At 33.8% G+C, this 13,278-nt stretch carries 10 protein-coding genes; 5 read left to right on the top strand and 5 right to left on the bottom strand.

What is annotated here, in order from left to right:
• The first annotated feature begins 140 nt into the window (after positions 1-140).
• From dnaE to H6622_14980, 4 genes are read left to right on the top strand one after another with little or no spacing between them, the layout of a single operon-like run.
• Positions 141-3,749, top strand: a complete 3,609-nt coding sequence (dnaE, locus tag H6622_14965; GenBank protein ID MCB9062821.1) for a DNA polymerase III subunit alpha — start codon at positions 141-143, stop codon at positions 3,747-3,749.
• A gap of 38 nt (positions 3,750-3,787) precedes the next feature.
• A complete protein-coding gene (locus H6622_14970; protein ID MCB9062822.1) occupies positions 3,788-5,149 on the top strand; it encodes a hypothetical protein in 1,362 nt (453 codons plus the stop codon).
• Positions 5,146-6,072, top strand: a complete 927-nt coding sequence (locus H6622_14975) for a hypothetical protein (GenBank protein ID MCB9062823.1) — start codon at positions 5,146-5,148, stop codon at positions 6,070-6,072. The genes H6622_14970 and H6622_14975 overlap by 4 nt, the downstream gene beginning before the upstream one ends.
• Positions 6,073-6,087: 15 nt before the next feature.
• Positions 6,088-7,125, top strand: coding sequence for a quinone-dependent dihydroorotate dehydrogenase (locus H6622_14980; GenBank protein ID MCB9062824.1), 1,038 nt, complete (start codon positions 6,088-6,090; stop codon positions 7,123-7,125).
• On the opposite strand, the gene H6622_14985 is transcribed toward H6622_14980, so the two are convergent.
• From H6622_14985 to H6622_15000, 4 genes are all read right to left on the bottom strand, one after another.
• Positions 7,117-8,295: a HAMP domain-containing histidine kinase gene (locus tag H6622_14985; GenBank protein ID MCB9062825.1), complete on the bottom strand. Its 1,179-nt coding sequence runs from the start codon at positions 8,293-8,295 to the stop codon at positions 7,117-7,119. The genes H6622_14980 and H6622_14985 overlap by 9 nt on opposite strands.
• 153 nt (positions 8,296-8,448) lie before the next feature.
• Positions 8,449-9,156 (bottom strand): hypothetical protein, encoded by a 708-nt coding sequence (locus H6622_14990; GenBank protein MCB9062826.1) that lies wholly within the window; start codon positions 9,154-9,156, stop codon positions 8,449-8,451.
• The gene (queC, locus tag H6622_14995) at positions 9,157-9,852 is read right to left on the bottom strand and encodes a 7-cyano-7-deazaguanine synthase QueC (protein ID MCB9062827.1); all 696 of its coding nucleotides are present in this window, start codon (positions 9,850-9,852) and stop codon (positions 9,157-9,159) included.
• 1 nt (position 9,853) lies between these two features.
• Positions 9,854-11,614, bottom strand: coding sequence for a phospho-sugar mutase (locus H6622_15000; protein MCB9062828.1), 1,761 nt, complete (start codon positions 11,612-11,614; stop codon positions 9,854-9,856).
• Between the two features lie 113 nt (positions 11,615-11,727).
• On the opposite strand from H6622_15000, the gene H6622_15005 reads away from it, so the two are divergent.
• Entirely contained in the window at positions 11,728-11,976 is a 249-nt protein-coding gene (locus H6622_15005) for a ferredoxin (GenBank protein MCB9062829.1), read from the top strand.
• Here H6622_15005 and H6622_15010 read toward each other — a convergent pair.
• Positions 11,973-13,238, bottom strand: a complete 1,266-nt coding sequence (locus tag H6622_15010; protein MCB9062830.1) for a hypothetical protein — start codon at positions 13,236-13,238, stop codon at positions 11,973-11,975. The genes H6622_15005 and H6622_15010 overlap by 4 nt on opposite strands.
• Positions 13,239-13,278: the final 40 nt, after the last annotated feature.

The following is a 13,278-nucleotide window of genomic DNA, read 5'->3' on the forward strand; positions in this document are numbered from 1 at the left end:
CACCGCAGTGTCATTTTGCTTGTTTTAAACGACTTTTAAGTTTCAAAGTGTTAAGTTTGATTTTTGCCCTAAGTCGACTCGTGAAGTCCTGACAGAAAAGTGAACAAATGGTTTAATGGCCATATATGAAGGGGGGCGTCATGTCTGGAGAGGACATTTGTCTTAATTTACAAAAAGATTACCCGGATAGTTTTGTCCATTTGCATTTACATACTCAGTATTCATTACTTGATGGCGCAATTCGTATTCCCGATTTGATTAAATCTTGTAAAGAAATGGGTGTAAGGGCCGTTGCTCAAACTGATCATGGTAATATGTTCGGAGCAATTGACTTTTATTCACAATGTAAAAACGCAGGTATTAAACCAATTTTGGGAAGTGAAATTTACTTCACTCCAGGTTCTCGTTTTGAAAAGAGAGCGCCCAAAAAATCTAAAGTAGTTGATTCACAAGATGAAATGGAATCCAAACATCATATCCATCATCTAATTCTTTTGTGCAAAAACAATAAAGGCTATGAGAACTTGTGTAAGCTTCTCTCAAAGGCCTATTTGGAAGGTTTTTATTATAAACCGCGTGCTGATATCGAGATACTTAAAGAATTCTCTGAAGGACTTATTTGTACTACGGCCTGTTTGAAAGGTGAGGTGGGGTACAATTTTTTTACTGAACAAGATGAAAGAGCGATTAGTGCTATTCACAAATTACACGAAATTTTTGGTGATGATTTCTATTTAGAAATTCAAGAAAATGGAATACCTGAACAGTCATTGGTCAATAAAAAGGTCATTGCGTATGCAAAAGAGCACAATTTAAAAGTCGTGGCCACCAATGATTGTCACTACCTTACGGCCGAGGATGCTTCGGCCCAGGAAGTCCTCCTTTGTGTTCAAACAGGAAAAACTTTTGCAGATGAAAAGAGAATGAAGCTTACTACCAATGAGTTTTATTTTAAATCGCCTGAAAAAATGCGACATAATTTTTCTTATATTCCTCAGGCCTGTGATAACACTCTAGAAATTGCAGATAAATGTAATGTTGAGCTGATTTGGACAGATGAAAAAGGTAATCAAATCTATCATCTTCCCGACTTTCCAATCGACTCTGGTGAGAGTACAGAGGACTATTTCAGAAGAGTTTCTAGGGAAGGATTAGAGAAAAGATTTCAAGGCCCTCATTTTTCTAAACTGGTAGCTAGCGAAAATTGGGAATCAACAGAGAAATTGAAATATTATGAGCGACTGGAAGGCGAAATCAATATGATTATTGAAATGGGCTTTCCTGGATATTTCTTAATTGTTTCTGATTTCATACAATGGTCCAAATCAAATCGAATACCTGTTGGCCCAGGACGAGGCTCTGGTGCTGGATCCCTTGTTGCTTATGCTTTAGAAATAACAAATATCAATCCAATTCCCTATAATTTACTCTTCGAGAGATTTATTAATCCAGAAAGAATTTCAATGCCAGATTTTGACGTTGATTTCTGCCAACAGAGAAGGCAAGAGGTCATCGAATATGTAACGAAAAAATATGGTTCCGAAAGAGTTGGACAAATCATAACTTTTGGAAAACTTCAAGCAAAGGCCGTTATTAGAGATGTTTCTCGTGTTTATGCTTTACCCTATTCTGAAGCAGATATGCTCTCAAAACTTGTTCCAGATGAACTTGGAATAACTCTTAATAAGGCCCTTGAACTTGAACCAAAGTTTCAAGAACTCATGGATAATGATCCAAAAATTAGGCAAATAATAAATATTTCAAAAAGATTAGAAGGACTTTTGAGGCATGCTTCCATACACGCAGCAGGAGTCATTATCACAAGCTTACCACTAGTTAATTATTGTCCACTTTTTAGGGGAAGAGAAGGGGAGCAAGTCGTTCAATTTGATAAAGATTTTTCTGAAACAATCGGACTTGTTAAATTTGACTTTTTGGGACTTAAAACTCTCACAGTGATTGATTACGCATGTAAGTTCATTCGTAGAGATCACAATCCTCATTTTGATATTGAAGAAATAGATATTGAAGATGAAGAAGTCTATAAATTTATTTCTCGTGGTGAAACGATAGGTGTATTTCAACTTGAATCTTCAGGAATGATTGATCTATGCAAGAGAATCATGCCAGGAACCCTGGATGATATTACTGCAATTAACGCTTTATACAGACCAGGACCATTAGAATCTGGAATGGTTGATGATTTTATTGAAATAAAACATGGCCGCAAAGAAATGGTGTTTCCATTTGCGCAGTTAGAACCAGTTCTAAAGGATACATATGGTGTCATTGTATACCAAGAACAAGTAATGAATATTGCTCGAATTGTTGCGGGTTATTCTCTTGGCCAAGCAGATATGCTTAGAAGGGCCATGGGGAAAAAGAAAGTTAAAGAAATGGATCGCCATCGAGAAATTTTTCGAAATGGTGCCAAGAAAAATGGTTTTGATGAGAAGAAGGCCGTCGATCTTTTTGAGTTGATGGCCAACTTTGCGGCTTACGGATTCAATAAATCACATGCGGTTGCCTATGGACTAATTGCTTATCAAACGGCCTATTTGAAAAAATATTATCCGGCCGAGTTTTTTGCAGCTCTTCTTAGTACAGAGCTTAGTAATATGGACAAAGTAACGGCCTATATAAATGATGTTAAATCATACAATATTGAAGTTCTTCCTCCAGATATCAATGAGTCTCTTTGGACATTTAACGTTGTGGATGGAAACATTCGATTTGGTATGGGCGCAGTTAAAAATGTTGGAGAATCAGCTGTAAACGCATTAGTAAAAGAGCGTGAAGAAAATGGTCCTTACACAGGATTTGTTAATTTCTGTGAAAGAGTTGATTTAAAGGCCGTTAACAAGAGAGTCATTGAGTCTCTTATTAAAGTGGGTTCATTTGATAATTGTGAAAATCTAAATAGAAAAACTCTGCTTGAAAATATTGAACTTGTAGTGACGTATGCCCAGAAAAAACAAGAAGAAAAAAGTATGGGGCAGGTTAATCTTTTTGATTTGTTGAGTGAGAGCAATATTAATCCCATGGCCTTTCTTGATTTGGATGAGGTACCTGACTTTGATGATCAGGAAAAGTTGAATTATGAAGCAGAGTTAATGGGAATATATGTTTCTGGGCATCCTTTGTATAAGTTTGCTGATATAATTACGCAGATGTCGTCAATGAGTATTAAGGAAGTTCATGACTGTGTTGGAGATGATAAAAGGGAAATGACACTGGCCGGATTAATTACAGGGAAGAAAAACATCATTACTAAAAAGGGCGATAAAATGTGCTTTGCCACATTAGAAGACCTTTCAGGTAAAATTGAATGCATTGTCTTTCCGCGCACATTTAGTGAGTTTGAACATTTATTAGATTCCAATGAGCCAATGGTCATGAAGGGACAGGTGAATTTGGCAGAAGATCCAAGAAAATTTTTCCCCATAAAAATTCAAAAACTTAAAGATCAAGCAGAAGAAAGAGTGACTGGAGTAAGGATTAATATAAAGCTCGAAGATTTCAATGAGTCGAGGCTTAATCGACTTCGTCAAATACTGTTAAGTTATAGAGGTACTGCTCCTACTCATATCATATTTGATGATAATTTGAGTAAGGGGCGCTTAAAACTTGGCGAGGAATATTTAGTGAATCCTACGCCACAGTTGGCCGCGAAAATCAATGACGTATTGAAGGATGATAGTGTAAAATTCATCATCGACGGAAAAATAGAAAACGTGGGAATGATCTGATGAAATTTAAAATTAGTTTATTATTGATGTTTATATCTATGAGTCTACTAGCGGAAATGACAAATGGAGAAGGGAGATTTTACGCATACGAAGATGATTCATTGAAATTTATTAATCAGCAGCTTCTTTCCTCAGCGTTCCAAGATGTCTTAGATAAAGAGATGAAGAAGATGGGACTTGATTCAGATTTATTCTGGCAAAAATTTGAAGAAAGACTCGCAGAAAATTTAAATCCTATAAGTGATCGCTTACAAAAAAAATATGGTATTAACCCTCCGGAAAGTAGTGAAGATAAAAAAGCAGATGTTGATCCAGCTAAGAAAGATGCCTTTGATAAAGAGTTTCGACTCATTAAGTTAAAAATGCGTGCAAAATTAGGCAATATTCGTAAGGCCATCAAATCTTATGAAATCAAAAAAAAGAGCAGGGCGACAAGATCGGCCTCTTCAAGGTTTTTAATTCTCTCTGCTCTTGTTGATTCAAAACAAGTTCATGAAATTTATAAATATTTCACAAGATCAGGCCAAGGTTTGCAGTTTGAAAAAACTTATCTCACTGTGAACTATGAATTTCAACAAACAAGCTGGAATGAGTTAGGGGTTGAAAAATCTGATGATTTCACATCTGTACTTGAACAATATTGGCAACAGTGGTTAGTTGATAATTTTAAAGAAAAATTAGGTGAAATTATAATTGCCGATTCGTCTCGGAAAAAGATGCTTCAAGACTACGTATTTCAGATGTCTACAAATGCTCAACTTATGACTGGTGAAAGTAGTGCAATTGGACAAGATTTTCAAAATAACTCTTGGCTCAATATTCAACTTAAATATAGAAGAATTGACGATAATGAGAAAAAGGATGAACGTGCTTTTGAAATTAGCGCAAAATTTCTATATTTAGACTTAAACAATTCAGAAGTTATACTTAGTGCAGATTATCCAAGAGTTGAAAAAGTTTTTAAATTTGAAAGCGATCATAAACTAAGTTCACTCATTGCTAGTTTTTCTTATCAACTTCCTCTACAGGACTTGTTGAAAATAAGACCCACATTGGCCCAAATCCCAATGAATTCTTCTCGTTTTATTCTCGAAGTTAATGGTCTGACAAATATCAAAGATTTAATTCAGGTAAATGACCATCTAACTAATGTAGGGGTAATATTAAATTTAAAATCAATGATTAAAACCTATTCTGGAAGTAAAGGCATTCTGGCCATTCAGTATACTGGAAAGAAAGAGGATTTGAATAAACTTTTATTGAAAATAGATCAATCAAAGTTAAATACAAATATGCTGATGGCCTTTCCTAACAAGGAGAATATGGGAATTCTCATTTTGAAATACATAACTGAAAACTCTACTCCTGTTCAAACTGATTTGACCAAGGAAAAGATATGAAAAATTATTTAAATCATTTTACCATCTTTATTATTTTACTAACCTCATGTTCAATGCCCAAAGTTAAACAAAGAGGTATTGGTGGATTACCCCCTCAGGAAGCAGTTAATGAAACTTTTAGTGGTGTAAAAAAGAAAGTTTCCATTTTACCTTTCTTCAACGAGGCCCCTTATGGTGGAGATGATTTGGCGTTAACTGCAAGCAGTGAACTGCAAAATGAACTTTTTAGAACAGGAGAGTTCATTTTTGACCCTGTTGATCAAAACATGTTTGGAACTTCCAAAGAAATATATTCAGGTGGGGGAGTTAAGCTGGTTCAACTCTCGCGTAGGGCCAAGGTAGCAGGTATTAACTTTGTCATCTACGGAAGAATAATTGAGGCCAGAGTCAGAGAAAAAACCGATGAAATTGGACTTGTAAGAAAAACTAAATCATACTCAGAGTCACAAGTGGAAATACGTATTTTTGATGTCAACAGTAATAAAGAAATATACACGGATGTATTGAGAGGTTTAGCTGACGAATCTTCTTATAAGTTTTTTAAAACAGCACGCGAAGATCAACTTCTTAATCGCAGAAATCTAATGAGATATTCAGTGAGAATCGCAGTTAGAAGATCCATTCCAAAACTTTTATCTCTTTCAAAAAAACTAGAATGGATAGGAAGAGTGGCCAAAATTGTCGGCAACAAGATTTATATTAATGCTGGTAGAAAAAGTGGAATTCAAGTTTCTGATATTTTAAAAGTCATTACCGAAGGACAGGATATTTTTGATCCAGAAACAGGTGCATTAATTGGAGTTTCACGTGGTGAAATTAAAGGAACCGTCGAAGTTATAGATTATGTGGGGATTGATGGCGCAGTTGCTATTTTACATTCGGGAGGATCTGTATTAGAAGGTGACTACGTCATGTTATACTAATAATTGAGATCCAAAATGTATTCACTCCTAAAAAAATGTTTGTTTCAAATTGATCCAGAAGTAGCTCATAATTTGATAATTAATTTAATGGGTAAGTTTCCTAAAACATCGGAAGTATTTTGCCAAAATAATATTGGAGAAGACGAAAAGTATAAATGTTTCGGAAAAAATATGTCCTGGCCCTTTCCAATCGGACTGGCCGCTGGACTTGATAAAAACTCAAAGGCCGTTTCATTCCTATCAAAACTCTATTTTGGTGCTATTGAAGTTGGTACTGTTACACCCCTTGCACAACCCGGAAACCCTATGCCAAGATTATTTCGCTACCCTGATGAGCAAAATCTTAGAAATCAAATGGGTTTTAATAATAACGGAATGGAGGAGATGCGCCAAAATATTCTTGGACAAAATAGGAATAACAAAGCTTTAGGAATCAATCTTGGAAAGAATAAGGTGACCTCAAGCGAAGAGGCGTGGAGAGATTATCAAAAGTCATACACTTTTCTTAAAGACCAAGCAGATTATATTGTTGTGAATGTTTCATCACCAAATACTCCGGGACTTAGAGATCTACAAACTTCAAAAGGATTAGAAGATATTTTAAAATCAATCGTTGATGTTAGAGAAAAAGACGATCCAGCTTTATTTGTAAAAGTATCTCCTGATTTAAATTTACAAGATCTAGATTCGATAATTGATCTTGTGAATGATTTTAATATTCAAGGTCTTATTGCAACTAATACTACGATAATGCCTGAGTATGGAACAGGAGGAATGTCTGGAAAAATCTTATTTCCGAAAAGCAAAAAAATTCGTTCTCATATTTTAAAACGTATTGAAAATATGAATTTAGATTTAATCGGTGTCGGTGGTTTTTCAAGTTTCGAAGAAATCTATGATTTTTGGAGAGAGGGTGGGACATTTGTTCAAATTTATTCTAGTTTTATTTTCCAAGGGCCCAAAATATTGAGTGATATCAAAAAAGGAATAGATTCCAAGATTTTAGAATATAAAGTGAGTTCATTTCAAGAATTTCTTCAAAAGTTACGATAATTTTTTTGGCATTCTTATTTTAAAAGTTGTATTGAAACCTTCGATTGGTTTAACAAGGGACAATTTACTATCAGCACTGTTTAAAATTTCCTTACAAAGACCAAGCCCAATACCTCTTCCTGAACGATTTCCTTTAGTCGTGAAAAAGGAATCAAATATTTTGTCTTGAATTTTTTCAGGAATTCCGCTACCTGTATCACTAAAGAACATATCAAGAAAATCACCTTCATCATTAAAATGTATTTTTATCAATCGTTGGGGTTGTTCTTTTGATATTGAATCAATTGAGTTTGCTAGTAAGCTTACAAAAACTTGCAAAAATTCTCCATAATGACATTTTACAGTATATTCTTCAAACGGAAATATGGCATCAACTGAAATATCTTTGTTCTTAAGAGTACTATCTGACAGTAAAATAGAATCTTCCAATATTGTAGAAATACAATGCTCTTCTTTATCTAAGTTATCTACTGGTCGAACATATATTTTTACACCCTGAACGATCTGTTTAACCCTACTGATCGTTTTTTCCATACGCATGAGAGTATAAATCGTTCTATCTTGAGGTTCATTTGTTTTAATAGATCTCTCTAAAGATTTTGTAATATTCATAAGTACTGTGAGTGGATTGTTAACTTGATGAAGAATGTCTGCAAGCATTTCTCCAAGGCTAGCAAAACGAGACGATTTTGTGATGTAATTCTCTAAGTTTTTTAATTTAGTTGTATCAAAACTTATAACTAAAATTTTGTTTTGCTCAGAATATTTTACTCCAACAAGCCAAAATTTTCTTAATTCTCCTCTTATTTCAATATCAGCTTCTTCAGAAAGTTGGACATCCTCAGAATCTAGTACCTCTTGAACAAACCTTTTGAAATTTCCGTTTTGAGTGTAAAAACCAACTTCTTTCCCGATGAAATCTTCAGGCTTCATATCAACAATATCAGCAAGTGTTTTATTTACACCTAGATATTTCATATCAGTACTAATCCATGAAATAGTACAGGGAGTATGATCCAAAATCGTATTTAATTTCTCAACTTGTTCAGTCGCACTTGCGTAGGAATCATAAAGTTTTTTTAAGCTCTCTTTTGTTAAATCTGAACGAAGATTACCTTCTTTGTCCAATAGTCCAAAAGATTTCAGAAAATCGTTTAAAGATTGATTCATATTTTACCATCCTATCAATATATTTTAGCGGCCTTGGGAGTGAGTGACTCGAGGAATTTTTTTCTATAAATATTTAAATTTTATGGTCAATTAACTAATTGAAAATTTTCATGTGATTCTTTTAATAAACCGAATATCTCGGATATACATGCTTTAAAAAAAATAATACTCAATGATTTTTTTTAATTTTTCTCTCAATATTCTATGAACGGCAACTATCTTTATATTTGATTGAATTTTTTCAGCAAACGAATATTTTTTTGAATGAGATATGTAATTAAAATGATCGTGTTTACTTCTTAGAGCAATTGATAAATTTAAAAAACGAGAAGTATCATCTTTTCTATGAGAATCTTGAATTTGGATAAAAAAGGCGGCGTCCGACAGTTTTATGGCATTATCAAAGTTTCGAAGCAAAGTCTTGGAGTTTAAGTCTTTAAATTGTCCAAGTACAAAAACTATTTTACCTTCTGTTTTATTCGATTCATATAATATTTTTTTTAAATCGTTCATAGATTTTTTGTAATTTGGAAAACCTTCAGCTACAGCATTCGTATATGAATTTCGATTAACTTCCATCAATCCATCAGAATTAAATGTATAAAATGAAATATTGAAAGCATTGAATCGAGATAAAAGTGTATTTTCTAATTCGCGTGAGATTTTCTTGGCCTCTTCTATCGCCAAGCCCATATCAATAGAATTATCAAGTATGAAATACAATCTTAAATTGTCAAAATCTTTGGTATTTAATCTAAAAAAATTTGAACATCCTTCAAAATGAGAAGGAAAAACTGGAAAATTTCCCGCAAAGATGCAAAAATTTGGAAAAAAAATAAATGTTAAAAGCAATAGTTTCATTTAGGTATAGTTGGGTCTTTTTTCGTATGGAATTGGGTCTTCCAAATTCGCCCTTTGAAAACCACGTAATCTCAATGCACAAGAATCACAAACTCCACACGCCTTCTCCTCTCGAGCATAGCAAGACCAACTTTTTTCCAAAGGTGCTTTAAGCTCAATGGCCTTCTTGACGATTTCTTCTTTTTTTAGCTCAATTACCGGAGTTATGATGCTTATATCTCCATTTTTTGTACCTTCTTTTATGAGCTTATTATACGCCTTGAAATAACTTGGTCTACAATCAGGATATCCAGAGGAGTCTTCATCAACTGCTCCAATATAAATCTTTTTCGCACCAATAACTTCTGCCCATGAGACGGCCATGGCCATAATATGAGTATTTCTAAAGGGAACATAACTATCAGGTATCTCTTTTGAGTCCCCTTTAAAATTTTTAACCTCAATTTTGTCATCAGTTAAAGAACTCCCTCCAATTTGTTTTAAGAATGTAATATCAATCACTTTTCTTAATTCTTTTGGAACGCCATAATGATCTGCAATTGAATGAAAACAATGAAGCTCTTTTTTCTCAGTGTTCTGCCCATAATTTAAATGTAAAAAAGCGAGACGACGGTGATTTTCATTTGCAATAGCTGCACTAACCAATGAATCCATGCCTCCACTCACAAGAACAATTGCGAGATCTTCTGACTTCATCCTATAACTCCTTCACCGTATCTTTCAAATAAGCTAGAAACTTATCTATCTTTTGATTGGTTCGTTTCTTTTTCTCTTCTAGTTTTCCCACCTTATCCTGAAATAAAAGGTAAAACTTTATTTTTGGCTCTGTACCCGAAGGCCTTAGAAAAAGTTTGTCACCAGAAGTAAATGTAAAACCTAATACATTACTTTTAGGTAAATCTAAACTCTCGCTTTTTGAATTTGTAAAATTTATTGATTTTTGTTGCTGATAATCTGACAATTTTGAAATCTTATCTCCACAAATTTCATTTGATTTAAACGTTCTAAAATATTCCATGATCCTTTGGATTTTCTCCGCACCTTCCTTACCCAAATAATCTAAAGTAAGTAGTTTTTCTGATGAAAATCCATACTCTTCATAAATTTTATCAAGTCCTTGCAAAAGATTCAGATTTTGTCTCTTATACCATAAAGCAATCTCGGCCATTAAAGCGAGGGAGCTCACCCCATCCTTATCTCTCACATTATTGTGATTTAGATAACCAAATGACTCTTCAGTCCCAAATAAGAAGTTTTTTTCTGGATTTGTTTTTTCTATTTCATTCATTTTTCCACAAATCCACTTAAAGCCAGTGAGTGTATTATAGACTTCTACTCCAAATTTTTGAGCTATCGTTGTTTGCAATTCTGAAGTAACAATAGTTTTAACATAGTACGGATTCAAGGGCAGTCTATTTTGTTCTTTGAGATTAGTAAGAATATAGTGAATCATTAAAATACCTATCTGATTACCATTTAAATATATGACTTCACCATCATTTCTAAAAGCAACACCTAATCTGTCGGTGTCTGGATCAGATCCCATCACAATATCAGCATCAATTTCTTTCATCTTTTTTACTGCAAGCTCTAATGCTTCGGGGTTTTCTGGATTAGGACTTTTTACGGTTGGAAAACTTCCATCTGGTAATGACTGCTCTTCTACTATATGAAGGTTCGAAAAACCTAAATCTTCAAGTATTCTTTTACAAGGAATGAGTCCTGTTCCATGAATGGGAGTATAAACGATCTTTAATTGTGGCCCAAATTCTTGACACAGTTGTGGATTCACGTGCCACTTTTCTAAGGACGCAAAATATACGTCTTCAACAGCTTCTCCTACCCAAATGATGCTTTTTTCTGTCACACCTTCATTAAAATCTTTAAATGAAATTTCTGAATAATCCTGAATTTTATTAAATTCATCAATAATGTATTTGTCATAAGGAGGTGTGACTTGAGCACCATCCGACCAAAATGCTTTAAAACCATTATATTCTGGTGGGTTATGGCTGGCCGTGATCATGATGCCGGCCTTTGAATTGTGGTGACGAACAGAAAATGATAAAAGAGCAACCGGATTCATCCTTTCAAATATATATGACACAATTCCATTACCTGAAAGTACGCTACAAACTTCCTTTGCAAACTCGAATGAGTAATTTCTAGAATCGTAAGAAATGGCCACTGAGTTTACTTCACTTGGAAAGGTTCTTTTAATTACATTTGCCATTGCTTGGGTCGCCTTGCGAACATTGTATTTATTCATTCTGTTAAGGCCCATACCTAAAATACTTCTGAGCCCACCCGTTCCAAATTCTAATTGCTTATAAAATCTTTCTTCAATTTCTTTATCATCCTTAAGGTCGATGAGCTTTTGTATCTCGGCCTTATCTTCTTCACTAATAATGGAGGAATTCACCCAAAGATGAGCTAAATCATAGGCATTTTTATTCATTTGTTTTCTCCTTAACACTCCAAAAAAATAGAATGGCAATGTCTCAAAAATGTAAAAAAATGGCAAATACCATGCTATTATGTCGGTACAAAAAGGTTTTAGAAGGAGAATTTATGGCCAATAAGGATATGAAACATTCTTCAAATGTTGAAGGAAAGTTTTATTGCACTGATCCAGATGATGAGAATGGAGAAGGATGCATTGCGTGTAATGTTTGTTATACAGGAGCTCCAGATTTTTTTGCTGAAGATGATGATGGAAATGCTTTTGTTAAAAAGCAGCCTACAACACAGGAAGAAATTGATTTATGCGTTGAGCAAATGGAAGCTTGTCCGGTTGCGTCTATTGGTGATAATGGTTAAAAATTATCTTCGAACCATTCTTGACAACGCTTAAGGGGGGATGTGATTTTCCCCTTAAGCTCGGATAGTGTCATCCCTTTTTGCTTAGATTTTTCAAAATATCTGAAATCACCGTTTTCATTAAGATATTGTAACACATTTGTTCTAAGGCCGTGCATTTCACTTTTCAAAGCATTCGAAACTTCTGACTTACCAAGATAATTTTCTCTAGGATCAGTCATCTTCAAAATTGCAGAAGCTAATAAATTATCAAGACCACTCATTTGTGAGTAGATCTTCATTGTTCTTTTGGATTTTAGACTACTAAGAATATAATTCACAAATTCTTCGGTAGGATAAATGGATAAGAAGAGAAAAATGTTTTGGAACCTTAGCTTTTGTTGAGGGTTTTTTTTGATAAAAGTGGTTTGGTTTTCAAATTGCTTAATATACTTAAATAGTCTTTTTAAGATCAACTTTTTTTGCTCTTCACTATTTATTAAAAGCGGTTTTTCCTTAAGAATGTAATTTTCAATTTTAACAAGTGCCTCTCTAAGATATTCGTGTCCTAAACGAGAAGTGCTTTCAGGTCCTAGCAATGACATTGTTATGAAATAATCACTTAGAAGTTCAGAAGAATTAGACTTTGAATTCTCATAGAGAATTATTTGTTCAAAGACATGGGATGATTTATTGTTGAGATAAAGAAATTCCTGATGAACTTCTCTACCAATGCTCAGCATGTTGTCTATGGCCCAAATAAAACCTCTTTTTTTGTCATACTGTGCTACACTCATATGAGCATTGAAATATTTCATTAATCTAATTAAGTCACTGATTTCAAAATCAAATTGATTATCTCGACGCCGTAAGTATTCCTTATATTTTTCAAATTTTGTGGAACTTCTTTGCGAATGACGAAGTTGTTTTCTTATATTGTGAATAAGATGTAGTTGTGCGTTGTTAATAACGCTCTGTTCTTGCTGAGTGATTAAATCAATATAGGGTGGTTGAAGTAGTTTGTGATACCTAGAAATTATTTTTTTTAAGTACTTTGTTTGAGCAGAATTATCACTTTTTAAAATTTCTTGAATTGAACTCTGATCAATTCCTATCGCATGAGTGATGTAAACAACATCTGGAAAATTACGTGCCTTGGCCATCTGTGGGGCCAATTCAATTAGTGCTTTTGTTTTACTGTCTATACTCGTTTCACTGGAGTAAGCTGAAAAACTTAAATAAAATATTTTAAAACTTAGGATAATTACTCTTAACATTTTCATCCAATCCTTATAGATAAAATATTAAAATCTTAAAAGAGGC

This window comes from Halobacteriovoraceae bacterium (assembly GCA_020635115.1).
Lineage (GTDB): Bacteria > Bdellovibrionota > Bacteriovoracia > Bacteriovoracales > Bacteriovoracaceae > JACKAK01.